This is a genomic window from Streptomyces sp. NPDC002838, assembly GCF_040295365.1.
Classification (GTDB): domain Bacteria; phylum Actinomycetota; class Actinomycetes; order Streptomycetales; family Streptomycetaceae; genus Streptomyces.
The window spans coordinates 150,408-173,167 of sequence record NZ_JBEOVF010000018.1 but is presented as its reverse complement, the minus strand read 5'-3'; the positions used below and the strand labels follow the sequence as shown (position 1 = coordinate 173,167).

General features: G+C 71.6%; 19 protein-coding genes and 1 tRNA gene. 8 read left to right on the top strand and 12 right to left on the bottom strand.

Going from position 1 to position 22,760, the window contains the following annotated elements; translation table 11 throughout:
• Positions 1-100: 100 nt before the first annotated feature.
• Positions 101-772: a FadR/GntR family transcriptional regulator gene (locus tag ABT063_RS23635; RefSeq protein ID WP_351059610.1), complete on the top strand. Its 672-nt coding sequence runs from the start codon at positions 101-103 to the stop codon at positions 770-772.
• 231 nt (positions 773-1,003) lie between these two features.
• Positions 1,004-1,993, top strand: a complete 990-nt coding sequence (locus ABT063_RS23630) for a PAC2 family protein (RefSeq protein ID WP_351059607.1) — start codon at positions 1,004-1,006, stop codon at positions 1,991-1,993.
• A gap of 64 nt (positions 1,994-2,057) precedes the next feature.
• Here ABT063_RS23630 and ABT063_RS23625 read toward each other — a convergent pair whose 3' ends face one another.
• From ABT063_RS23625 to ABT063_RS23600, 6 genes are all read right to left on the bottom strand, one after another.
• Positions 2,058-3,014 (bottom strand): SMP-30/gluconolactonase/LRE family protein, encoded by a 957-nt coding sequence (locus ABT063_RS23625; protein ID WP_351059605.1) that lies wholly within the window; start codon positions 3,012-3,014, stop codon positions 2,058-2,060.
• Between the two features lie 761 nt (positions 3,015-3,775).
• Positions 3,776-4,156 carry a hypothetical protein gene (locus ABT063_RS23620; protein WP_351059603.1) on the bottom strand — a complete coding sequence of 127 codons (381 nt, stop codon included), beginning with the start codon at positions 4,154-4,156 and terminating at the stop codon, positions 3,776-3,778.
• A 248-nt stretch (positions 4,157-4,404) separates the two neighbouring features.
• Entirely contained in the window at positions 4,405-5,634 is a 1,230-nt protein-coding gene (mshC, locus tag ABT063_RS23615) for a cysteine--1-D-myo-inosityl 2-amino-2-deoxy-alpha-D-glucopyranoside ligase (RefSeq protein WP_351059600.1), read from the bottom strand.
• A 111-nt stretch (positions 5,635-5,745) separates the two neighbouring features.
• The gene (locus ABT063_RS23610; RefSeq protein WP_351059598.1) at positions 5,746-6,591 is read right to left on the bottom strand and encodes an SCO1664 family protein; all 846 of its coding nucleotides are present in this window, start codon (positions 6,589-6,591) and stop codon (positions 5,746-5,748) included.
• Positions 6,555-7,145, bottom strand: coding sequence for a DUF3090 domain-containing protein (locus ABT063_RS23605; protein WP_351059595.1), 591 nt, complete (start codon positions 7,143-7,145; stop codon positions 6,555-6,557). The genes ABT063_RS23610 and ABT063_RS23605 overlap by 37 nt, the downstream gene beginning before the upstream one ends.
• Before the next feature lie 67 nt (positions 7,146-7,212).
• On the bottom strand, positions 7,213-7,899 hold the full coding sequence (locus tag ABT063_RS23600; RefSeq protein ID WP_351059592.1) for a histidine phosphatase family protein: 687 nt from the start codon (positions 7,897-7,899) through the stop codon (positions 7,213-7,215).
• A 62-nt stretch (positions 7,900-7,961) separates the two neighbouring features.
• Here ABT063_RS23600 and corA point away from each other — a divergent pair, with 62 nt between their 5' ends.
• A complete protein-coding gene (gene corA, locus ABT063_RS23595; protein ID WP_351059590.1) occupies positions 7,962-8,957 on the top strand; it encodes a magnesium/cobalt transporter CorA in 996 nt (331 codons plus the stop codon).
• Between the two features lie 31 nt (positions 8,958-8,988).
• On the opposite strand, the gene ABT063_RS23590 is transcribed toward corA, so the two are convergent.
• Positions 8,989-9,777 (bottom strand): ferritin-like domain-containing protein, encoded by a 789-nt coding sequence (locus ABT063_RS23590; RefSeq protein ID WP_351059587.1) that lies wholly within the window; start codon positions 9,775-9,777, stop codon positions 8,989-8,991.
• 235 nt (positions 9,778-10,012) lie between these two features.
• Positions 10,013-11,068, bottom strand: a complete 1,056-nt coding sequence (locus ABT063_RS23585) for an LLM class F420-dependent oxidoreductase (RefSeq protein WP_351059585.1) — start codon at positions 11,066-11,068, stop codon at positions 10,013-10,015.
• A gap of 133 nt (positions 11,069-11,201) precedes the next feature.
• Between ABT063_RS23585 and ABT063_RS23580 the strand changes: the two genes are divergently transcribed.
• Together ABT063_RS23580 and ABT063_RS23575 are read left to right on the top strand one after the other, a co-directional pair.
• Positions 11,202-12,185, top strand: a complete 984-nt coding sequence (locus ABT063_RS23580) for an aldo/keto reductase (protein ID WP_351059583.1) — start codon at positions 11,202-11,204, stop codon at positions 12,183-12,185.
• On the top strand, positions 12,182-14,368 hold the full coding sequence (locus ABT063_RS23575; protein ID WP_351059580.1) for a helix-hairpin-helix domain-containing protein: 2,187 nt from the start codon (positions 12,182-12,184) through the stop codon (positions 14,366-14,368). Before ABT063_RS23580 ends, ABT063_RS23575 begins: the two co-directional genes overlap by 4 nt.
• A gap of 85 nt (positions 14,369-14,453) precedes the next feature.
• On the opposite strand, the gene ABT063_RS23570 is transcribed toward ABT063_RS23575, so the two are convergent.
• On the bottom strand, positions 14,454-15,176 hold the full coding sequence (locus ABT063_RS23570) for a hypothetical protein (protein WP_351059577.1): 723 nt from the start codon (positions 15,174-15,176) through the stop codon (positions 14,454-14,456).
• A 47-nt stretch (positions 15,177-15,223) separates the two neighbouring features.
• Between ABT063_RS23570 and ABT063_RS23565 the strand changes: the two genes are divergently transcribed.
• On the top strand, positions 15,224-15,412 hold the full coding sequence (locus tag ABT063_RS23565) for a DUF5703 family protein (protein ID WP_005485166.1): 189 nt from the start codon (positions 15,224-15,226) through the stop codon (positions 15,410-15,412).
• A gap of 119 nt (positions 15,413-15,531) precedes the next feature.
• Here the strand turns inward: ABT063_RS23565 and ABT063_RS23560 are convergent, their stop codons facing one another.
• The 3 genes from ABT063_RS23560 to ABT063_RS23550 all read right to left on the bottom strand — a co-directional run bounded on the left by ABT063_RS23560 (position 15,532) and on the right by ABT063_RS23550 (position 18,243).
• A complete protein-coding gene (locus ABT063_RS23560; RefSeq protein WP_351059574.1) occupies positions 15,532-16,386 on the bottom strand; it encodes a chaplin in 855 nt (284 codons plus the stop codon).
• A gap of 140 nt (positions 16,387-16,526) precedes the next feature.
• Positions 16,527-16,760 carry a chaplin ChpH gene (chpH, locus tag ABT063_RS23555; RefSeq protein ID WP_351059571.1) on the bottom strand — a complete coding sequence of 78 codons (234 nt, stop codon included), beginning with the start codon at positions 16,758-16,760 and terminating at the stop codon, positions 16,527-16,529.
• A 157-nt stretch (positions 16,761-16,917) separates the two neighbouring features.
• Positions 16,918-18,243: a M20/M25/M40 family metallo-hydrolase gene (locus ABT063_RS23550; RefSeq protein WP_351059569.1), complete on the bottom strand. Its 1,326-nt coding sequence runs from the start codon at positions 18,241-18,243 to the stop codon at positions 16,918-16,920.
• Between the two features lie 188 nt (positions 18,244-18,431).
• On the opposite strand from ABT063_RS23550, the gene ABT063_RS23545 reads away from it, so the two are divergent.
• Together ABT063_RS23545 and ABT063_RS23540 are read left to right on the top strand one after the other, a co-directional pair.
• Positions 18,432-18,519: transfer RNA gene (locus ABT063_RS23545), tRNA-Leu, on the top strand.
• A gap of 358 nt (positions 18,520-18,877) precedes the next feature.
• Positions 18,878-22,732 carry a Pls/PosA family non-ribosomal peptide synthetase gene (locus ABT063_RS23540; protein ID WP_351059566.1) on the top strand — a complete coding sequence of 1,285 codons (3,855 nt, stop codon included), beginning with the start codon at positions 18,878-18,880 and terminating at the stop codon, positions 22,730-22,732.
• The last annotated feature ends 28 nt before the right edge of the window (positions 22,733-22,760 follow it).

The window sequence follows — 22,760 nt, the reverse complement described above, 5'->3', positions numbered from 1 at the left end:
TGCTCCCTCCCACCCGGCTGACCCCATAATGGCGGGAAGACATCGGATGTCTGAACGAGATGTGTCCGAAGGACATGCCTGAACCACAGGGAGGCCGGCCATGGCAGTCACCGACGAGGCGATCGAGAAGATCAAGGGCATGATCGTCGCCGGCGCGCTGCGCCCCGGCGACCGGCTGCCCAAGGAGAGCGAACTCGCCGCCGAACTGGGCCTGTCCCGCAACTCCCTGCGCGAGGCCGTACGCGCCCTGTCGCTGATCCGGATCCTGGACGTGCGCCAGGGCGACGGCACGTACGTGACCAGCCTCGACCCGCAACTCCTGCTCGAGGCGCTGAGCTTCGTCGTCGACTTCCACCGCGACGACACGGTCCTGGAGTTCCTGGCCGTACGCCGCATCCTGGAGCCGGCCGCCACCGCGATGGCGGCCTCCCGGATCAGCGAGCAGCAACTGGATGCCCTCACGGCCCAGTTGGACAAGCTCGGCGACGCCCCGTCGGTGGAGGAACTGGTCGCCTGTGACCTGGACTTCCACCGCGGCATCGTGCAGGTCTCCGGGAACTCGGTGCTGTGTTCCCTGCTCGACGGCCTGTCCGGGCCCACCACCCGGGCCCGGATCTGGCGCGGGCTGACCCAGGAGGACGCGGTCAGTCGCACCCTGCACGAACACCGGGCGATCCTGGCCGCCCTGCGCGACCGGGACGCGGAGGCGGCCCGCTCGTGGGCGACCGTGCACATCGCGAGCGTGGAGCAGTGGCTGCGGTCCACCTTGTGAGGCGGCTGGTCCGCTTCGTGGGACATCGGTCCGTTTCGTGGGACATCTCGGCCTCGTCCCGGTGAGGCACCGGGCCCTCGTTCGAGACAGCTCGGATGACTCCGGGGTGTTCCGGGGTGGCGATCGGGGCAGTGATGCGTTCACTCCCCCGTGCAAGGGGGCTGCGGGCGCCCCCGCCGCACGCCGTAAGGTTGGGTCGTTAAGCGAGGGCACGTCGGAAGGAGGCGCTGGGTGATCGAGCTGGAGGGAGTTCCCGAGCTGATCGACCCAGTCATGGTGGCCGCGTTCGAGGGCTGGAACGATGCCGGCGACGCCGCCTCCACCGCGGTCGCACATCTGGACAGGGAATGGAAGGGCGAGGTGTTCGCGGCGCTGGACGCCGAGGACTACTACGACTTCCAGGTGAACCGGCCCACGGTGTGGTTGGACGCCGGCGTACGCAAGATCACGTGGCCCACGACCCGTCTGTCGGTCGTCCGGGTCGGCGGCGAGAAGCCTCGCGATCTCGTACTCGTCCGAGGTATCGAACCGTCGATGCGATGGCGTTCGTTCTGCAACGAGATCCTCGGCTTCGCCCACGAACTGGGTGTGGAGCTGGTGGTGATCCTGGGCGCCCTGCTCGGCGACACCCCGCACACCCGGCCGGTCCCGGTCAGCGGCGTCACGTCCGACGCGGACCTGGCCCGCCGTATGGACCTGGAGGAGACCAAGTACGAGGGCCCCACGGGCATCGTCGGCATCCTCCAGGAGGCGTGCACACACGCGGGCGTGCCGGCCGTGTCGCTGTGGGCGGCGGTGCCGCATTACGTGTCGCAGCCGCCGAACCCGAAGGCGACGCTGGCCCTGCTCAACCGCCTGGAGGACCTGATCGACATGCGCATCCCGCTGGGCGAGCTGCCCGAGGACGCGCGTGCCTGGCAGGTGGGCGTGGACCAGCTGGCCGCCGAGGACAGCGAGGTCGCCGAGTACGTCCAGTCGCTGGAGGAGGCCCGGGACACCGCGGAGCTGCCGGAGGCGTCGGGCGAGGCGATCGCCCGCGAGTTCGAGCGGTATCTGCGGCGCCGGGACGGCGGTGGTGGACCGGCCGGTTCCGGCGGGCACGCCACGGCGGACGGCAGCGACAGCCCGCCGTATCTGCGGGGGGACAACCCCAGCGGCCGAACGCGACCGCCGAAGCCGCCGAAGCCGGGGGACGACGAGGACTCTTCATCGGAGGACTGAATCGGTGAGGGCGGTGCGCTTCGTGCGCACCGCCCCCGCTGTGTCAGATGTCGTCAGATGGACGTCAGACCTGGTCGACCGCCACCACGTCGTACTCGGTCTGAGGCGTCGGCTCCACGTCGAAGCGCGCGTTGGGCAGGTACAGGCGCTTGCCCCAGGCCGCCACCGTCGTCGGGATGCGGAAGCGCGAGTCGGTGATGCGGGCGATCGCGGTGCCCTTGGTGCCGGCCGCGTTCAGCCGGAAGACATCGACCGCGTTCTGCTGCTGCTGGACGGCGTAGAGGATCCGGCCGAGCAGCAACAGGCCGTCCCCGTTGGGCAGTCGGGCCGCGCCGAGGTCGACGGTGCGGGCGACGCCGGTGCGCGGGTCGACCCGCATGAGGCTGCCGCCGTTCGCGAAGGCGTTGACGACGAGCAGGGCGCTGCCGTCGGGCGTGCGCTCGATCCCGTTGGCGGTGAAGTCCGCGCCCTGCGCCCAGTCGCCGCTCAGCGGCACGGTCTCCACGGCACCGGGCGTGCCGTGCGGGCCGAGGAGCAGCTTGTAGAGCACCGGCTTGAACGAGTCGGTGAACCAGGCGGCGCCCGGGGTGAGGATGACGTCGTTCACGAAGGTGCCGCCGGTGGCGTACACCTTCTCGAGCTCGCCGGAGCGGGCGTCGATCGTGCGGATCTCGCCGCTGACGCCGCCGGCGACGAAGAGCCTGCGGCAGTGCTGGTCGATCTTCAGGCCGACGGAGGGGTGGCCCGCGCCGGGGCCCTTGCTGAGGACCGAGCCGCGGCCGGTGGCGAGGCTCGCCCGGTAGATGTCGCCGTTCGCGAGTGAGCCGAAGTACCCGAAGGGTTTCGTGCCGATGGTGATGCCCTCGGGCTGGAAGCCGTCGGGCAGCGGGAACTGTGCGGGCCACCTGTGCTGCCCGGTTTCGGCCGCGTGCGCGGTGCCGCCGAGCAGGGCCGCGCCCGAGAGGGCGGCGGCGGTGGTGAGGAGTCTTCGACGTGCGAAGGAACGTTCTGTGGGCGCCACTGTGCGTCCTTCTGCCAAGGGGCCGGCCTGCGGCCGGCCGAACGGTCAACAGACGCTCCCACCCCATCACATGCCCCTGGCCTCCGCAGCCTATGGCCGTATTTGCCTCAAACCCAGTTGCCGAAGACGGTCTGGACGGCTTGGCGTTGGCGTGCTGGGTTGTCCCCCCGAAGGCGCACCCGCACGGACCGAAGGGAGCGGTACCCGAGGACCGAGCGGGTACAGCCGGCGCAGGGCCCGCTCGGTGGCCGGTGCCGATGCGCTTCCGCGGGCCGAGGACGTGCCCGATCTGGCGCTCTTCTACCGGGTACGCGGCGGGGAGGGACGCGGTCAGGAGCTGCGGGCGCGGATCGCCGCACTGCCGGGCGTCGACACGGCGCGTGTCCCACTGGGCGTGGCAGCGGCCCGGTGGATCGGGTCAGGGGGTGACGGTGATCGACGTCGAGGGCGGCTGGCAGCTGGGCCACGAGGACCTGGCCGCCAAGCTCGCCGGAGTCGTCGTCGGCACCCCCGCTGACCGACCTGGCCTGGCGCAACCACGGCACCGCCGTGATCGGTGTGACCGGCGGCGACCGGAACGAGCACGGCGTCACCGGCATCGTGCCGGAGGCGGTGACCGCGGCCGCGCCCTTCCAGGGCATCGGCACCGCGGTCGCCATCCGGGCGGCGGCCGACCGGCTCACGCCCGGCCACATCGTGCTGGTCGAACTCCACCGTCCCGGAACGCGGTTCGACTTCGAGGAGCGCGACGACCAGCGCGGCTACATCGCGCTCGAGTGGTGGCCGGACGACTTCGCGGCCGTCCGGTACGCGACCGCCAAGGGCGTCCTCGTCGTGGCGGCCGCGGGCCACGGCGGCGAGTCGCTCGACGACGGGGTGTACGAGCGCCGTTTGGACGAGTTCCCGGGGTGGTGGCGCGACCCGTTCAACCCGTCCAACGCCTCCTCCGGCGCCGTCCTGGTCGGCGCGGGCGCCTCGCCGCCCGGCACGCACAGCCGCGACCACGGCCCGGACACGTTCTCGAGGACCTCCTCCGCCTCTCCGGTGGTGGTCGGCGCGCTGGCCGCGCTCCAGGGCGTGCTCAAGGCGGCAGCCCAGCCGCCGATGTGCCCCGACCGCACCCGCGCGGTACTGCGGGCCACAGGTTCCCCGCAGCAGGACACGCCGGGCCGGCCCGCCTCCCAGCGGATCGGCGACCGTATCCGCGTGAATTCCCGCCGCGGCTCCGGCTGTTCGTGGCCGGCGGCTGGCGCAACCTCAACCACCCGTCTGCCGAGATCCGCCAGGCCGTGGTACGGATCCAGCGGATCTGACCCGCTCCTGAAGACGGAAGGGGCGCTTCCCCGCAGGGGCAAACGCCCCTTCCTCGCTCATGTGAACCCGGCGTCGGCTACAACGCCACGCCCAGCAGCGCGTCCACGGCTCGCGACACGACGCCGGGGGCGCCCTCGTCCGTACCGCCCTGTTCCTGCTGAAGAACCGCCCACCGGTCTACGGCGGCCAGTGCGGCCGGCGCGTCCAGGTCGGCGGCGAGAGCCTCGCGGATCTCCTCGACGAGCGCCTCGGCGGGCGGACCGTCGGGCCGCGACACGGCGGCCCGCCAACGGTCGAGCCGGGCCAGGGCGTTCTGGAGGACCTGGTCGGTCCACTCCCAGTCGGCCCGGTAGTGGTGGGCGAGCAGCGCCAGCCTGATGGCGGCGGGGTCGACGCCGTCGCGCCGCAGCTGCGACACGAAGACCAGGTTCCCCTTGGACTTGGACATCTTCTCGCCGTCCAGGGCGACCATGCCGGCGTGGACGTACGCCTTGGCCATGGGGAACTCGCCGGTCAGCGCCTGGGCGTGCGAGGCGCCCATCTCGTGGTGCGGGAAGACGAGGTCGGAGCCGCCGCCCTGGACGTCGAAGCCCATGCCGAGGTGGTCGAGGGCGATGGCCACGCACTCGATGTGCCAGCCGGGCCGCCCGCGCCCGAGCGACGCTCCGTCCCAGCTGGGCTCGCCCTCGCGGGCGGCCATCCACAGCATCGGGTCGAGCGGGTTCTTCTTGCCCGGACGGTCGGGGTCGCCGCCGCGCTCGGCGGACAGCAGTCGCATGGCGGCGGCGTCCAGGTGGGACACCTCGCCGAAGTGGGGGTCGGACTCGACGGAGAAGTAGATGTCCCCTTCGAGTTCGTAGGCGGTGCCGGCCTCCCGCAGCCGCTCGACGAGCGGCACGATGCCGGGTATCGCCTCGACCGCGCCTATGTAGTGCTGAGGGGGCAGCATCCGCAGAGCGGTCATGTCCTCGCGGAAGAGAGCCGTCTCCTTCTCGGCGAGGGCGACCCAGTCGATGTCGTCACGCTGCGCCCGCTCCAGGAGCGGATCGTCGACGTCGGTGACGTTCTGGACGTAGTGAACCTGCCGCTTGGTGTCGAGCCACACGCGCTGCACGAGGTCGAACGCGTTGTAGGTCGCCGCGTGACCGATGTGGGTGGCGTCGTACGGCGTGATGCCGCAGACGTAGATACGGGCGACGGGACCGGGGGCGAGGGTGACCGGGCCGCCGGTCGCGGTGTCGTGGATCCTCAGGTCGCGGCCCTGACCAGGCAGGGCGGGGACCTCGGAAGCGGGCCAGGCATGCATGTCATGAGCCTAACCGGACGGATGTTCCGTATACGAACCGGACCGGGCCGGACGGCCGGTAAGGCGTTCTTGCGCGATACGGGACCGTGTGCCGCCGCCGCGGCCCCACGACTACACCGGCGGCCACGGAATGGCCGGCCACTCCCCGCTGGGCTCCGGGTGCTTCCCCGTGGCCAGCAACGCGTCGACACGCGCGCGCGTGGCGTCGATTTCGGCGGCGGTGATCAGTCCGGCCAGCCGCACCGCCAGCGCGCCCGACGCCCTGAGCGCCTCCTTGAGGGCTTCGAGTACGTCGACGGACTCCCCTGTCAGCGGCTCCCCGGCCCACCCCCACAGCAGGGTCCGCAGCTTGTTCTCGACGTTGAAGGTGACCCCGTGGTCGATGCCGTACAGACGGCCCTCGGCGGCGGGCAGCAGGTGGCCGCCCTTGCGGTCCGCGTTGTTGATCACGGTGTCCAGCACGGCGAGCCGGCGCAGCCGCTCGTCGTCGGCGTGCACGAGCAGCGCGGTCCGTCCCTCACCGACCTCGGCGAAGCCGATCGCCTTCCAGCCGGGCTCCGGCTCCTCCGCGTCGATCAGCGCGAGCAGTTCGGCCTCGGGCGTCGCGTCGATCCACAGCTGGCACATGCCCTCGCCGTAGGGCCCGTCCCGCAGCACCGTGGGCGGTACGAGTCCCCAGCCGGTCGCCTCCGAGACCTCGTACGCGGCGACCTCGCGCTGGGCGAGGGTCCCGTCGGGGAAGTCCCACAGCGGCCGCTCCCCGGCCACCGGCTTGTAGATGCAGGCGGCCTCGCGGCCCTGGTGGGAGACCGTGCAGTACAGCGCCGCGTTGGACGCGTCCCGGATGCGGCCGCGCACGGTCAGCTCGCCCTCGGCGAGCAACTCGGCGAACGGCTCGGTCGACATCGCGCCGGTGGTCGTCACGCTCCGCGGCGGTATCCGTTCTGGCGCGGACATACGTGTCCTTCCGGGTCGAGCGGGAGGCTGCACAGCGGGCACGGCGGCCGCCCGGCGTTGACGACGTCGAGGGCGCGCCTGGCGAAGGCCCGGGCCTGCGCGCCGGTGAGTCTGACCCGCAGCATCGGGGGTCCGTTCTCCTCGTCCTGGAGCAGCCGCTCCTCGGCCTCGGCGAGATCCTCGTCGGAGTCGGCGTCGAGTTCCACGAGGGCCTGCGCCTCGACGATCATGCGCTGCTCCTCGCCGTCCCAGGCCAGCGCCATGGTGCCGACCCGGAACTCCTCCTCGACAGGGGTTTCCAGGGGGGCGGTGTCGGAGATCTCGGTGGGCGCCACGGCCGGGACGGCGGCGCTGCCGCCGCTACGGCGTACGACCTCGTCCAGAAGCTCGTCCATGCGCTCGGCAAGGGCGGCGACCTGGGTCTTCTCCAGGGCCACGCTGGTCACCCGGGAGCCGGCGGTGGCCTGGAGGAAGAACGTACGGCGTCCGGGCAGTCCGACCGTACCGGCCACGAAGCGGTCCGGGGGGTCATAGAGGAACACCTGACGGGACACGTCCTGTCTCCATTGGAATCGTGAGTACGGCGCTGCTTCGACCGCTTCACCCTACTGCTCCGGACGATCACGGTGCGCCCGCGCCGCCACCGACCGTCGCATCGCCGGCCGGGGGCTCCTCGCGCGGCACCAGGGAGACGAAATCACCGGTGTCCCCGAGGCGAACGAGAAACGGCCTCAGGCGTGTGTAGCGGATCGCGGTGATGGAACACGGTTCAACGGAAATCCGCTGGAAGAGGTCGAGATGAAGTCCGAGTGCGTCCGCCACGAGCGACTTGATGATGTCGCCGTGCGAACACATCAGGTAGACGGCGTCGGCGCCGTGATCGCGCTCCACGCGCGCGTTCCACTCACGCACCGCCTCAGCGGCGCGCGTCTGCATCGCCCGCATCGACTCGCCGCCGGGGAACGCGGCCGCCGACGGGTGCGTCTGCACGACCTCCATCAGCGGCTCGTCCTTCAACTCGGCGAGCTTGCGGCCGGACCAGTCGCCGTAGTGGCACTCCCCGATCCGCTCGTCGGTGTGCGCGCGCAGCTCGGGCCGGGCCTCGAGCAGCGGCCGGATCGTCTCCTGACAGCGCTCCAGCGGACTGGTGACGACCTCGGCGATCGGCAGCCCGGCCAGGCGCCCGGGCAGCGCGGCGGCCTGGGCGGCGCCGCGCTCGTCGAGGACGACGCCGGGTGTCCACCCGGCGAGCAGTCCCTCGGTGTTGGCGGTGGATCGTCCGTGCCGGACGAGGATCAGCGTGGGCATGCGGACCAGCGTAGGCGTCCGTACAGGGGCCGGGGCTGCCGGGCGGCGGGAGAATGCGCTCCGTGATCGTCGACTGTGCCATCTACCGGGACGGACACCGGACGGAGGGCCCCGAGGACCTGTCCGACGCTCTTGCCGAGGCACGGGCCGCGCGCGGGTTCGTGTGGATCGGGCTGCACGAGCCGTCCGAGAACGAGTTCGACCATGTCACCGCGGAGTTCGGGCTCCATCCGCTGGCCGTGGAGGACGCGCTGAAGGCCCATCAGCGGCCCAAGCTGGAGGTCTACGACGACTCGCTGTTCCTCGTCCTCAAGCCGGTGGTGTACGAGCCGAAGAGCGACGCCGTCTCCACCGGCGAGGTCATGCTCTTCCTCGGCGACTCCTTCGTCGTGACCGTCCGCCACGGCGAGGGCTCCCCGCTGAGCGCCGTACGGCGGCGGCTGGAGCAGGAATCCGAGATGCTCGGCGAGGGGCCGACCTCCGTGCTCTACGCGGTCGCCGACGCCGTCGTCGACCACTACCTGGACGTGGCGACCGAACTGCAGACCGACCTGGAGGAGCTGGAGGCGGAGGTGTTCTCGCCGGACGGCGGCGGCTCGCGCCACACCGCGTCCCGGATCTACACCTTCAAGCGGCAGATCCTGGAGTTCCGGCGGGCGACCGGGCCACTGACGCTGCCGGTGTCGCGTCTGGCGGGCGTGGGGGCGTTCGGTGGCGCGGTGCCGTTCGTGAACGACGAGGCACGGCCCTTCTTCCGTGACGTCAGCGACCATCTCACGCGCGTGAACGAGTCCGTGGAGGGCCTCGACCGGTTGGTCTCCGACATCCTCTCCGCGCATCTGGCGCAGATGAGCGTCCGGCAGAACGACGACATGCGGAAGATCTCCGCGTGGGCGGCCATGGCCGCGATCCCCACGATGATCGCGGGGATCTACGGCATGAACTTCGACCACATGCCGGAGTTGCGCTGGGTGTGGTCCTATCCGGCGTTGATCGGGCTGATGGCCGCCCTGGAGGTGGGGGTGTATCGGCTGTTCAAGAGGCGGGGGTGGTTGTAGGGACGCTCCCCTCGGGCGAGCTCGGATGAGCTCAGGCGAGCTCCGGCGCCGAGGTCGCGGGGCCGCCCAGGGCGTCGCGGCGTTCCGGCATCTTCAGGGACACCATCCGGCGCCAGCCCGCGATCCGCTCGTACGCGTACACCGCGTGGATGCCCGCCGCCAGCACCGCCGACTTCGTCCTCGGCCAGCCGAGGACGCGGCCCATGTGGACCATGACGGCGAGGCTGACGTCCCGGTAGATCCGGATCTCGGCGAGGGCGCACTCGCGCAGCGTCCGCTGGATGGCCCGGCCGTGCCCGGCGGCCGCGAGGCGCAGCAGTTCCTCATGGCAGTAGGCGAGGTGGTTGTCCTCGTCGTTGGAGATCATCTTGACCGCCCGGCCAATGTCGGAGTGGTCGGCGAAGTGCTTGCGCAGCAGCTCCATCTGTTCCGCGGCGCGCTGCTCGGTGACCCGGCTGTGCGACAGGTAGGTGACGATGTCCTGGACGGTGAGGGGCTCGTCGCTCTTGAGCTTGTCGTGGGCGAGACCGATGCCGTGCTTCTCCAGCAGCATCGTGTAGTCCGTCTCGGGCGGGACCGGGACGGGTTCGAGATGGCGCTTCTTCAGCAGGGCGTTGAAGATCCGCCCGTGCTTGTCCTCGTCCGCGCCGTGCCGGGTGATCTTGGGGGCCAGTGCGCGCTCGGTCTCGGGGACGAGCGCGGCGATGCGGGCGTTTTCCCAGCCGCCCTGTGACTCCCCGCTGGCCGCGATGGAGCAGAACAGGCGGAAGGACTCGTCGTTGTCGAGGATCTCTTCGAACAGACTCTTGGCCGAAAGCATCGTGGGCACCTCTCTGCCGGGCTCTCCGCAGGACTCCGCAAAGAACGAGTCAAATGCGGCGCGAGGGGTGCTGCAACAGTTGTGTCGGACAACTCCGTCGAAAGGAGGACCCTCAGGGGCGCGCGGCGGCGTAACCGCGCGGGCTCGAGCGCGTTGTTCCGCGTGACGGCCGTGGCGGGGTCGACCCCCGAGCCCCCACCACGGCCGCGGAAACCTCCGGTGGTCGAACCGTGTGTTACGCGAGGCCGGCGCGTTCCATGGCCTCCGTGCCGGCGCGGAGTGAGGCGATCCGCTCGTCGAGTGTGAAACCCGCCGGGGCGAGGGTGAGGGTGGTGACTCCGGCCTCGGCGTAGGCCTTCATCCGGTCCGCGATCCGGTCGACCGAGCCCAGCAGGGTCGTCTTGTCGATCAGGTCGTGCGGTACGGCTGTCGCGGCGCCCTGCTTGTCGCCGGAGAGGTACTTGTCCTGGATCTCCGCGGCTTCCTTCTCGTAGCCCATGCGCTGGGCCAGCTGGTTGTAGAAGTTCTGCTTGCGGCTGCCCATGCCGCCGACGTACAGCGCGGTGTACGGGCGGAAGGTGTCGGCGAGGGCGGTCACGTCCTTGTCGTCGCCCACGGCGAGCGGCAGGGTCGGGCAGACGTCGAAGCCGTCGAGGGTCTTGCCGGCCTTCTCGCGGCCGGCGCGGAGGTACTTGATCGCGGTGTCCTCGAGATGATCGGCGGAGGGGAAGATCAGCAGGGCGCCGTCGGCGATCTCGCCGGTCTGTTCGAGGTTCTTCGGGCCGATGGCGGCGATGTAGAGCGGGATGTGCTCGCGCTGGGGGTGCACGGTGAGCTTGATGGGCTTGCCGGGGCCGCCGGGCAGGGGCAGGGTCCAGTGCTCGCCCTCGTAGGAGAGCCGTTCCCGGGTCATCGCCTTGCGGATGATCTCGACGTACTCGCGGGTGCGGGAGAGGGGCTTGTCGAACTTGACGCCGTACCAGCCCTCGGAGACCTGGGGGCCGGAGACGCCGAGGCCGAGGCGGAAGCGGCCGCCGGAGAGCGAGTCGAGGGTGGCCGCGGTCATCGCGGTCATGGCCGGCTGGCGGGCCGGGATCTGGAAGATGGCCGAGCCCACGTCGATGCGCTCGGTCTTGGCGGCGACCCAGGTGAGCACGGTGGCCGCGTCGGAGCCGTAGGCTTCGGCGGCCCAGCAGACGGCGTAGCCGAGCCGGTCGGCCTCCTGGGCGACGGCGAGATTGTCCGCGTCCATGCCGGCGCCCCAGTAGCCGAGGTTGATCCCGAGCTGCATGCCGAATCCCCTTACCGATCAGTAACGTCTCTTGGGGAAGACCTTAGCGTGCCTGGAACCACCTCCGGCCATGAGGAAACTGGATATCCACAGGCCCCCACACGGCAGGTTCTGGCCAGTAATCTCGGCGTTCATGGAGCAGAGGCATCTCGGCCGCACCGGCCTGCGTGTGTCACGGATCGGGCTCGGCACGCTCACGTGGGGTCGGGACACCGACGAGCACGACGCCGCGGACCTCTTGAAGACGTTCTGGGAAGCCGGCGGGACCCTCGTCGACACGGCGGACGTGTACGGCGACGGAGAGGCCGAGTATCTGCTCGGACGCCTCATAGAAGGCCTGGTGCCGCGTCGGGACCTGGTCATCTCGACGAAGGCCGGCAGCGTGCCCGACCCGGATCGTCGGTTCGACGGCTCGCGCGGGCATCTGCTCTCCGCGCTGGACGCCTCGCTGGACCGGCTCGGCACGGACTACGTCGACGTGTGGCACGTCCACGCCTTCGACCCGGACACCCCGTTGGAGGAGACCCTGCACGCGCTGGACCTGGCGGTCGGCAGCGGGCGGGCCCGGTACGCGGGCGTCTCCAACTTCTGCGGCTGGCAGCTCGCCAAGGCCGCGACCTGGCAGCTCGCGGCGCCGGGCACACGGACCCGGCTGGCGAGTACGCAAATGGAGTACTCGCTGCTCCAGCGTGGTGTCGAGCGCGAGGTGCTGCCGGCCGCGATGGATTCCGGGATCGGCATGCTTCCCTCGTCCCCGCTCGGACGCGGCGTGCTCACGGGCAAGTACCGGCACTCGACGCCCGCCGACTCGCGAGGTGCTTCGGAGCACCTGGCGCCCTTCGTCGCGCCGTACCTCGACGACACCGCGAGCCGGATCGTGGACGCCGTGACGACGGCGGCGGACGGGCTGGCGGTGACGCCGCTCCAGGTGGCTCTCGCCTGGGTCCGCGACCGGCCGGGCGTGGCCGCGCCGATCGTCGGCTCGCGCAACGCACAGCAGCTCACGGCGGCATTGTCAGTGGAGGCCCTTAGTCTTCCTGACGAGATCTGCCGGGCGCTCGACGACGTGTCGGCGCCCGTGCACCGCTATCCCGATCACGACTGGAGCACGCTGTGAGCACGGAGCCGGAGCCCGCCGAGGAAGCTGTGGACGCCGAGCCGGGGACGCCGGGCGACGCCGAGGAGGGCGGCGGCCCGGAGGCCGGAGACGCCGAGGCCGGAGACGCCGAGGGCGGTGACGCTGCTGAGGGCGGCACGGCCGGAGACGCCGAGGCAGGCAAGGACGCGGCTCAGTTGTCCGAGGCCGAGGCCGAGTTGGCCGCCCAGCAGCTCGAGCGGGAGCGGATCGAGAAGCGGAAGGCCGAGAAGAAGCGCATCGCCAGCGGGACCAAGCTCAGTGGGACGGCCGCCGATCTTCTCGCCGCCGTACGGGCTGTGGAGAGTGGTGCGAAGCCCGTGGCCACCGTCTTCCGGGAGCCCGAGCCCACGCCACGCCGGACCGAGGCGGAGCCGAGGCCCCAGCCGGTGTCCGCCAGTGCCGCCGCGGTGGCGGCGGGTCCCGCGCCGGAGACCGTCGAAGCGGTGCGGCTGGTGCTGAGCGAGGGTGGGGCGCCGGATGGGCTCGCGCCGCAGGTCGCCTCGCTTCTTGGCGAGGGTGCCGGTGAGTTGCTGCGGGCGGATCCCTGGCAGTTGCTGCGGGTCGGCGGTGTGCGGCCCGAGCAGGCCGACGGGTTCGCGCGCGCGTTGCTGGGTGCGGAGTGCGGGCCGGACGACGAGCGGCGCGGGCGGGCGGTCACCGTCTGGCTGCTGGAACAGGCGGCCCTCGCCGGGCACACCGCCCTGGAGATGTCGGCGCTCACCGCCGCGCTGGCCCAGCGGAGCGTGCCGGATCCCGACGCGGCCGTCCACAGCGCCCTCGCCGAGGGTGACGCCCTGGTCTTCCAGGACGCCCTCGACCCAACCGCTCCGGAACCGGAGGAGGAAGAGGAGCGGCCGGTCCGGGTTCTCGTGGGTCTTGAGAGGTACGCCCTCGCGGAGGAGAGCCTCGCCGACGGGCTGGCCCGGGTGATCAACTCCGTGCCGAAGGAGGACGGTTCGGGTGCGGAGTGGGAGCGGGCCGCCGCCTCGGCCGGAGGGTCCGCCGCCGAGCTGATCCGTGCGGTCGCGGGGCACGGTCTGGTTCTGCACACCGGCGGGGAGGCCTCACTGGCGGAGCCCGCGGCGTTGCTGGATGCGGCTCGTGGTCTCGGGTTGCGTGCCTGGGCCGCCGCCCACAGCCCGATCGGCCGTGAGCGCTTCGCGGGCCTGGTGGGCCGGGCCGACGCGCCGGACGCGCCCGAGCCGACCGTCGCCACCGTCGCCGGGCTGCTCTCCGGCGCCGAGGGGCCGGGCCGGGACGCCGACGGCACGCTGGACCTCGGCCTGCTCGTCGTGCTCGACGCGCCCCAGCTGGATGTGGAGACTGCGGCGCTGCTCGCGGAGTCGCTGCCGGACGGCGCCCGGCTGGTGCTGGCCGGCGACCCGGCGGTGCTGTGGTCCGCCGGTCCCGGGCGGGTGTTCGCCGATCTGCTGGCGGCACGGGTCTGCCCGCAGGTCGCCTCCCGGCGGCCGGACCCCGGCCCGCTCGGCGAACTGGTCTCCGGTATCGGCATCGGCGAGCTCCATCAGGTCGAGGCACCCGGCAAGGAGGTCGTGATCGTGCCCGTGCGCGACGCGGGCGAGGCCGTGCACCGGGCCGTGCAGCTGGTCGCGGACTCGGTGCCGCGGGCGATCGGCGTACCGTCGGAGGACACCCAGGTGATCACGCCGGGCCATGGCGGCGCGGCCGGCACGCGCGTGCTGAACGCGGCGCTGAAGGAGCGGCTCAACCCGGGTCCCGGCCGCTTCGGCGGCTTCGACCCCGGCGACCGGATCGTCTACTCCCCCGCACCGGGCCGTACGCTGCCGGGTCGCGTGGTGAAGGCCGACGCCGAGGGGCTGCACCTGTCGTGCGCCGGCGAGGCCGTCGTCGTACCGAAGGAGCGGGTGGAACAGTCTGTGCGGCACGGCTGGGCGCTGACCGCGCACCAGGCGGTGGGCGGCCGGTGGCCGGCGGTGGTCGTGGTGCTGCCCGGCGACGCCGCGCAGGCGCTCAGCCGGCCGTGGGTGTACACGGCGTTCGGGCGGGCGGAGCGGCATCTGTCCGTGGTTCACGGCGCGGAACAGGCGCTGCCCCGGGCCGTGGCCGAGATCCCGGCCAAGCCCCGCACCACCCGCCTGCCCACCCTGCTCGCCCCGCAGGTCCCGACGGCCACCGGCTGACCGGAGAACGGCCTGGGGCGACGACTCCATGACGACGGCGGCGGCCCCCGGAGTTCGGGCTCCGGGGCCGCCGCCGTGGTCGGTCTCATGCTCGGCGATCCGCGTCCAGCGGCTCGAGATCCTCGTCCTCGTCCAGGTCCGCGTCCGTGTCGAGGTCGTCGGCCTCGTCCTCCTCGTCGTCACCGTCGTCACCGTCGTCGATCTCCTCGTCGAAGACCGCGCTGACGTCGAAGCGGCAGACCACTCGCTGGGGGTCGATCTGCTCGAACGGTGCCTCCAGCCACTCGCCGGGGTCGGCCGGTTCGTCCGCGGCCGTCACCCAGAGCGTGGAGTCGCCCTCCTCCAGGCCGAACTCCTTGTGCCGGGAGGCGATCTCGTCCGGTTCGAACTCGCCGAACAGGATGCCCATCGCGCCGTGGACCGTGCCGGAGGCCTCGGTGCCCGCGTCCGCCTCGTAGTCCGCCGCCTCGATCCGCTGGGCCTGGGCCAGCAGCCGCTGCGGTTCCACCACGGCGTAGTCGCGGCGGATCAGCACGCTCAGCGCGTTCGGTTCCTCGGGGCCCGTGTACGGCGGCAGCGAATCGTCCGCTCCGGGGATCTCGAAAGGCGTGACCTCGTCATAACGGTCGTAGAGCAGTTCGTCGTACACCTCCGCGGCCGCGGCCAGCTCGTTGAACGCCTCGTAGACGGCCGGGTCGTCCTCCCCCGACCGGCGTTCGACCGCGGCCAGGTGGCGGTCGAGCGCGGTCTTGACCGCCTCGGCGGCGGCGCGTACCTCGGCAGCGGTGGGCTGCGCAGCATCAGACATAGTGCAGACGCTATCCGTACAGGGGCTCTGCCCGCACAATAGATGCGATGCCGGAATACGAATTTGTCGACGTGTACGTACCGCGCGGAGTCTCCCGCAAGGACGCCACACGCCTGCTGACGGACCATGCCGAGTACGGACACTGGGAGTTGGACCGCCTGAGCCTGCTGCGCGACGGCAGCCGCAGGGTGCGGCTGCGCCGGCGGATCATCCGCCAGGTACGCGCCACGTGGTGAGCTGAGGCGACGGAAACGGAGCGGGCCCACCGAGTCAGGGCCCGCCCCGTCGTGCGTACCACCGGGGAAGTTCGCGGTATTTTCAGTCGCCGTGCACGAGTTGTGCGGGTGGTGCCGGGTTACGCCGAGGCGCGTGCCTTCCGGTAGAGCACCGCGCCCGCCAGCAGCGCCCCCGCGCCCATGGGGAGGACGAGACCCATCGGCAGGTCACTGCCGGTGTCCGCGAGCTGCGCGGCGCCCTGGGGCTGGATGACCGACTGGGCTCCCGGCTGGTTGGCGTGCGAGGAGCCGCCCGGCGTCTCCCCGCCCGAGGGGGGCGGCGTGTTCGGAGCACCGGGGCGGCCGGGCTCCACCGGGTTCTCCGGGGTGTTCGGGTCGCCGGGGTCACCGGGCTGTCCGGGGTCGCCGGGATGCCCGGGGTTGCCGGGCTGGTCCGGGGTTCCGGGCGGCGTCGTGCCGTCGCCGCCTCCCGGAGGCGTGCTGGGGTGCCCGCCGCCGGAACCGCCCCCGTTCGCGCAGTCGTTGTCCGTGGCCGTGTTGCCGATCCCGATGACGTTGACGCTGTTGCCGCAGACGTTCACCGGCGCGTCGATCGGCACCTCGACGTGGTTGCCCGAGCCGACGCCCGGCGAGCCGTCGGTGTGACCGCCCGCGTAGGAGCCCCCCGAACCCCCGGAGCCGCCGGAGTCGCCGTATCCGCCGGACGAGCCGCTGCCGCCGCTCTTGACTCCGGTGTTGACGCACTTGTTGCCCATCGCCGGGTTGAGGACCCCGACGACGTTGACCGTGTTGCCGCAGACGTTCACCGGCGCGTTCACCGGCGCCTGCACCGTGTTGCCCGACAGCACGCCGGGCGAGTTCGAACTGGAGCCGCTCGCACCCGAGCCGGTTGCGTGGGCGGCGCTGCCCGCGGCGGCGATCACGCCGGTCGCGGCCGCCACGGTCATCAGGCCCTTGCGGGTGACCTGTCGCATTCGTTGAATCCCTGCCTTCGACCTTGTCCCGAATTCTCGACGTCGGAAAAGAACCGTTCCGAAAGGCCCGTCGGCCCCGGAGCGCATGGCACGCGCTCCGGGGCCGACGGGCTCAGCCCCTTAGGGGGCGAGGCACAACATCACTTGTTGACGCAGGTGTTGCCGAAGGCGGGGTTCAGCAGCCCGATCACGGAGACCGTGTTGCCGCAGACGTTCACCGGGACGTGAACAGGCACCTGAACCACGTTGCCGGACAGGACACCCGGAGAGTGCACGGCGGCACCCTGAGCACCCGCGTCGGCGGCGGCGACGCCCGCGCCCGCGAGAACCAGTCCACCGGTGGCAGCCGCAGCAGCGACGACCTTCTTGATCATTATTCCTCCTTGTTGGCAATGCGATCCCAAGTAGCGGATCACATCATCAGTAACGAGGAGGGAGTAATGGAGCTACGAGCTTATGGTCGCATTCACTCTTCCCGGCCGGTTTCCGCACGCCCGAGCGAATACAGAAGTGTCGTTTCACTCAGGCAATTCAGGACGCGTCGATGAACCGGTCCAGCACCCGCACGCCGAATTTCAGCCCGTCCACCGGCACCCGCTCGTCGACGCCGTGGAACATGCCCGCGAAGTCCAGCTCCGGCGGCAGCTTGAGCGGCGCGAAGCCGAAGCCGCGGATGCCCAGGTCGTCGAAGGACTTGGCGTCCGTTCCGCCGGAAAGCATGTAGGGGATCGCCTTGGCGGCGGGGTCCTCGGCCAGCAGCGCGGACTGCATGGCCTCCACCAGCGCCCCGTCGAAGGTGGTCTCGACGGCCTTGTCGGCGTGCACGTCCTCGCGCCGCACCTTCGGGCCGAGAATCCGGTCGAGGTCGGCGAGGAACTCCTCCTCGTGCCCGGGCAGGAAACGCCCGTCGACGTGCGCGGTGGCCTCGCCGGGAATGACGTTGACCTTGTAGCCGGCGCCGAGCTGCGTGGGGTTGGCCGTGTTGCTCAAGGTCGCGCCGATGAGCTTGGCGATGCCGCCGAGCCGGGCGAGGGTCGACTCCATGTCCTCCGGGTCGAGTTCGGTGCCGAGCGCGTCGCCGAGTTCGTCGAGGAACGCCCGGGTGGTCTTGGTGACCCGCACCGGGAACTTGTGCCGGCCCACCCGCGCGACCGCCTCCGACAGTTCGGTGATCGCGTTGTCCCGGTGGATCATCGAGCCGTGCCCGGCGGTGCCGGCCACGGTCAGCTTCATCCAGTGCATGCCCTTCTCGGCCGTCTGGATCAGATAGAGCCGCCGCTGCTCGCTCACGGTGAACGAGAACCCGCCCACCTCGCTGATCGCCTCGGTGACGCCCTCGAAAAGGCCGGCGTGGTTGTCGACCAGGTGCCGCGCGCCGTACTTGCCGCCCGCCTCCTCGTCCGCGAGGAAGGCGAGGACGATGTCGCGGGGCGGCCTGCGCCCGCTGCGCAGCCGGTCACGGACGACCGCGAGGGTCATCGCGTCCATGTCCTTCATGTCGACGGCACCACGCCCCCACACGCACCCGTCCGCGACCTCGCCGGAGAAGGGGTTGTGGGTCCAGTCGGTCGCGTTGGCCGGTACGACGTCGAGGTGGCCGTGGATCAGCAGCGCGGGCCGGGACGGATCCTCCCCCTCGATGCGGGCCACCGTGGAGGCGCGCCCCGGGTGCGACTCGAAGATCTGCGGCTGAAGGCCCACCTCGGCGAGCTTCTCGGCGACGTACTCGGCCGCCTTGCGCTCGCCCGGTCCCGAGTGGTCGCCGTAGTTGCTGGTGTCGATCTGGATCAGCTCGCGGCAGAGGTCCACGACCTCGTCCTCGCCGGTGACGTGCCTGGTCGTGTCCGTCTCGCTCACGCTGCTTCCTCCGCGCCGTCGCTGCTGGTGCTTCCCCTCATCCTCCCCCTCCCCCGGGCCGCACCCCAAGACCGGTCCCGGCCCGTCACACGCCGTTCACGACCCGGGCGGGGGGTGATCGGCCACCTTCGGAAGCCTGGTAATGTTTCCTCTGTCGCCGCGGGGAAACCCCGCACGGCAGACACCTTGTCCGGGTGGCGGAATGGCAGACGCGCTAGCTTGAGGTGCTAGTGCCCTTTATCGGGCGTGGGGGTTCAAGTCCCCCCTCGGACACCAGCTGAAACCCCTGTTCACCAGGGGTTTTTTGCTTTTCCGGCGCGAATGGGGAGTCGCCCGGCCCCCGTCGGCAGCCCCGTCGGCGCGCGCCTGCCCCCTCGGCAGCCACCCCTGGGACACGTCGAAGGCATGGTTGTGGGGCATCTCTCGTTCGGCGGACGAACCGGCTGGTCATCGGCGGTTCGCGATGATCTAGGGGCCCTCCGAACGGCCTTTCCGAGTGGTCGGCAACAGGGGTCGAGCCTAGCGTCGTACTAATATTTCCGGCTTGTTACGGAGCTGGAGCCGGACAACCCCAGGCAGACCTGCGGGCCCGCCAGCGCCCCGGAGGCTTCCGGGATCGAGACGCGAGGACCCGATGGCAGCCATACACGAGAGCAGTGCTCTCGGTCTGCTCGACGAAGAGATCCGCGAGCGGTTCGGTGATACGGCACGCTTCTCCGGGGGGCCGGCCGCCTCTCCACGCACGCTCGTGGACGTCTTCGACGCGTCCGTACGCTCGCATCCGGACGAACTCGCCCTGGACGACGGCACGACGCAGCTCACCTACCGTGCGCTGGCCGTCGAGGTGGAGACCCTGCGGCGCAGGCTCGCGGTCGCCGGGGTCGGTCTCGGTGACCGGGTGGGTGTTCGGGTGCCCTCCGGGACCAATGACCTGTACGTGGCGATCCTCGCCGTGCTGGCCGCGGGTGCCGCCTACGTTCCCGTGGACGCCGAGGACCCGGACGAGCGGGCCGAGTTGGTGTTCGGGGAAGCGGACGTGCGGGCCGTCGTCGGGGCCGGGCACGAACTCACCATGCACGGCGTCTCCGAACTCCCCGCCGCCCGGCCCGGCATCGGGCACGACGCGTGGATCATCTTCACCTCCGGGTCCACCGGGAAGCCCAAGGGCGTCGCCGTCAGCCATCGCAGCGCCGCCGCCTTCGTGGACGCCGAGGCCGCGCTGTTCCTGACCGAGGATCCGATCGGGCCCGGGGACCGGGTCATGGCGGGGCTGTCCGTCGCCTTCGACGCGTCCTGCGAGGAGATGTGGCTGGCCTGGCGGTACGGGGCGTGTCTGGTGCCCGTGCCGCGCTCGCAGGTCAGGAGCGGTGCCGATCTCGGGCCCTGGCTGGTCGAGCAGGAGATCACCGTCGTGTCGACCGTGCCGACGCTGGCCGCGCTGTGGGAGCCCGAGACCCTCAACGACGTACGGCTGCTGATCTTCGGCGGTGAGGCATGCCCGCCCGAGCTGGTGCAGCGGCTGGTGACCGAGGGGCGCGAGGTGTGGAACACCTATGGGCCCACCGAGGCGACCGTCGTGGCCTGTGCCTCGCTGATGACCGGTGAGGAGCCGATCCGGATCGGGCTGCCGCTGGACGGCTGGGAGCTGGCCGTCGTCGACGAGGCCGGGAAGCCCGTGCCGATGGGCGCCAGTGGGCAGTTGGTGATCGGCGGGGTCGGGCTCGCGCGGTACCTCGACGCCGAGAAGGACGCGGAGAAGTACGCGCCGCTGGAGTCCCTCGGGTGGGCGCGGGCGTACCGCAGCGGTGACCTCGTCAAGGCGGAGCCCGAGGGGCTGGTGTTCCTCGGGCGGGCCGACGAGCAGATCAAGCTGGGCGGGCGGCGCATCGAGCTCGGTGAGGTGGACTCGGCGCTGCAGGCGCTGCCCGGTGTCGCCGGGGCCGCGGCCGCCGTACGGACCGCCCGCAGCGGCAATCAGCTGCTCGTCGGTTACATCGTGACGCAGGAGGGCTGGGACCACGCGGCGGCCGTCGAGAAGCTGCGGGCGGAACTGCCCGCCGCGCTCGTCCCGTTGCTCGCGCCGGTCGACGAGCTGCCGACCCGGACCAGCGGCAAGGTGGACCGGGGCGCCCTGCCGTGGCCGCTGGAGGGGCTGCAGAACGCCGGTCCGGTCGAGGAGTTGTACGGCACCGAGGCGTGGCTCGCCGAGCAGTGGAGCGAGGTGCTCGGCATCCCCGTGACGAGTGCGCGGGACGACTTCTTCGCGATCGGCGGCAGCAGCCTCGCCGCCGCCCAGCTGACCACCAGGCTGCGCACCCGCTACCCGAGCGCCGCCGTCCTCGACATCTACCAGCAGCCGGTGCTGCGGAAGTTGGCCCGGCATCTGGAGGAGTCGGCGCAGGACGACGGTGCCGAACGTGTCGTCGCTCCGGTTCCGGTACGCGCCCAGGTGGTCCAGCTCCTGCTGATGGTCCCGCTGTTCACCCTGCTGGGGCTGCGCTGGACGGTGGCGCTCGCCGCGCTCGGGAACCTGCTCCCCGTGTACTCCTGGCTGCCGACCGCCCCTTGGTGGCTGGTCGCGGCCGGGGCCGTTCTCCTCTTCAGCCCGCCGGGGCGGCTCGCGATCGCGGCGGGCGGGGCGCGGCTGCTGCTGCGAACAGTGCGGCCGGGAAGGTACGCGCGCGGCGGCAGCGTGCATCTGCGGCTGTGGACCGCCGAGCGGCTGGCCGAGTTCAGCGGGGCGACCTCGCTGACCGGGTCGTGGCTGGAGCGGTACGCGCGGGCGCTGGGCGCCAAAGTCGGTCCGGACGTGGACTTGCACTCGCTGCCGCCGGTCACCGGCATGCTCAAGCTGGGGCGGGGCGCGGCCGTGGAGTCAGAGGTCGACCTGTCCGGGTACTGGCTGGACGGCGACCGGCTGGAGGTCGGCCCGGTCAAGGTGGGCGCGCACGCCGTCGTCGGCACGCGCAGCATGCTCTTTCCGGGCGCCCGCGTCGGCAAGCGCGCCGAGGTGGCGCCGGGATCGGCGGTCACCGGTCAGATTCCGACCGGGCAGCGGTGGGCGGGCGCGCCCGCGGTCAAGCTCGGCAAGGCCAAGCGGAACTGGCCCAAGGAGCGGCCGGTGCGGGGCGCGTACTGGCGTGCGATGTACGGCGCGACGGGCTTCGCGCTCAGCGTCCTGCCCTTGCTCGCGGGCGGGGCGGCGCTCCTCGTGGCCCACGCGTTCATCACGCCGGACGTGACCGTGAGCGGTGTCGCGCTGGCCCTCGTACCGGCGACCCTGGCCTACGGGCTGGCGTTCGCGCTGCTGCTCCTGATCGCCGTACGACTGCTGAGCCTCGGCCTGCGCGAGGGCACCCGTCCCACGCACAGCCGGATCGGCTGGCAGGCCTGGACGGTCACGCAGCTGATGGACCGCTCGCGCGAGACCCTCTTCCCGCTGTACGCCGGGCTGGTCACGCCGGTGTGGCTGCGGCTGCTCGGGATGCGGATCGGCAGGGGCGCCGAAGTGTCGACCGTCCTCGCGCTGCCCAGCCTGACGACGGTCGGTGAAGGCGCGTTCCTGGCCGACGACACGCTGACCGCGCCGTACGAGCTCGGTGGCGGCTGGATGCGGATCGGGCGCGCGGAGATCGGGCGGCGGGCCTTCCTCGGGAACTCGGGGATGACCGCGCCGGGGCGTTCCGTGCCGGACGGCGGGCTCGTCGGGGTGCTGTCGGCGACGCCGAAGAAGGCGAAAAAGGGCAGCTCGTACCTGGGGCTGCCACCGGTGAAACTGCCGCGCGCGGCGGCCGGCGGCGACCAGAGCCGGACCTACGACCCGCCGGCGCGGCTGCTGTGGGCGCGCGGTCTGGTGGAGCTGTGCCGGATCGTGCCGGTGTTCTGCTCGGCGGGGCTGGCCGTGCTGACGGTGGCCGCGCTGTGTGCGCTGGGCGCGTGGGCGCCGCTGCTGTCGGGGCTGGTGCTGCTCGGGGCGGGGGTCGCGGCGGGCCTGGTGTCGATCGTGGCGAAGTGGCTGCTCGTCGGGCGGCACCGCGGCGGGGAGCATCCGCTGTGGAGCGGTTTCGTGTGGCGCAACGAGCTGGCGGACACCTTCGTCGAGGTCGTGGCCGTGCCCTGGCTGGCCGGTTCGGTGCCGGGTACGCCGGTGATGACGGCGTGGCTGCGCGGGCTCGGGGCGCACATCGGCAAGGGCGTGTGGGTCGAGAGCTACTGGCTGCCGGAGACGGACCTGGTGACGCTGCAGGACGCGGCGACGGTCAACCGGGGCTGTGTGCTCCAGACGCACCTCTTCCACGACCGGATCTTGCGGACGGATACTGTGGTCCTCCGTGAGGGCGCGACGCTGGGTCCTGGCGGAATCGTCCTGCCCGGCAGCACGGTCGGGGCCCGTACCACACTGGGTCCGGCGTCGCTGGTCATGGCCGCGGAGTCCGTTCCCGACGACACCCGCTGGCTGGGCAACCCGATCGAGTCATGGCGTTCCTGAGCGCGGCTCGGCCGGGGGACGGTGCACC

Coding starts and splice junctions, on each gene's coding strand:
- ABT063_RS23635 (WP_351059610.1), top strand. CDS start 101: ATGGCAGTCACCGACGAGGCGATCGAGAAGATCAAGGGCATGATCGTC.
- mshC (WP_351059600.1), bottom strand. CDS start 5,634: ATGCATGCCTGGCCCGCTTCCGAGGTCCCCGCCCTGCCTGGTCAGGGC.
- ABT063_RS23610 (WP_351059598.1), bottom strand. CDS start 6,591: ATGTCCGCGCCAGAACGGATACCGCCGCGGAGCGTGACGACCACCGGC.
- ABT063_RS23600 (WP_351059592.1), bottom strand. CDS start 7,899: ATGCCCACGCTGATCCTCGTCCGGCACGGACGATCCACCGCCAACACC.
- ABT063_RS23590 (WP_351059587.1), bottom strand. CDS start 9,777: ATGCTTTCGGCCAAGAGTCTGTTCGAAGAGATCCTCGACAACGACGAG.
- ABT063_RS23585 (WP_351059585.1), bottom strand. CDS start 11,068: ATGCAGCTCGGGATCAACCTCGGCTACTGGGGCGCCGGCATGGACGCG.
- ABT063_RS23580 (WP_351059583.1), top strand. CDS start 11,202: ATGGAGCAGAGGCATCTCGGCCGCACCGGCCTGCGTGTGTCACGGATC.
- ABT063_RS23570 (WP_351059577.1), bottom strand. CDS start 15,176: ATGTCTGATGCTGCGCAGCCCACCGCTGCCGAGGTACGCGCCGCCGCC.
- ABT063_RS23565 (WP_005485166.1), top strand. CDS start 15,224: ATGCCGGAATACGAATTTGTCGACGTGTACGTACCGCGCGGAGTCTCC.
- ABT063_RS23560 (WP_351059574.1), bottom strand. CDS start 16,386: ATGCGACAGGTCACCCGCAAGGGCCTGATGACCGTGGCGGCCGCGACC.
- chpH (WP_351059571.1), bottom strand. CDS start 16,760: ATGATCAAGAAGGTCGTCGCTGCTGCGGCTGCCACCGGTGGACTGGTT.
- ABT063_RS23540 (WP_351059566.1), top strand. CDS start 18,878: ATGGCAGCCATACACGAGAGCAGTGCTCTCGGTCTGCTCGACGAAGAG.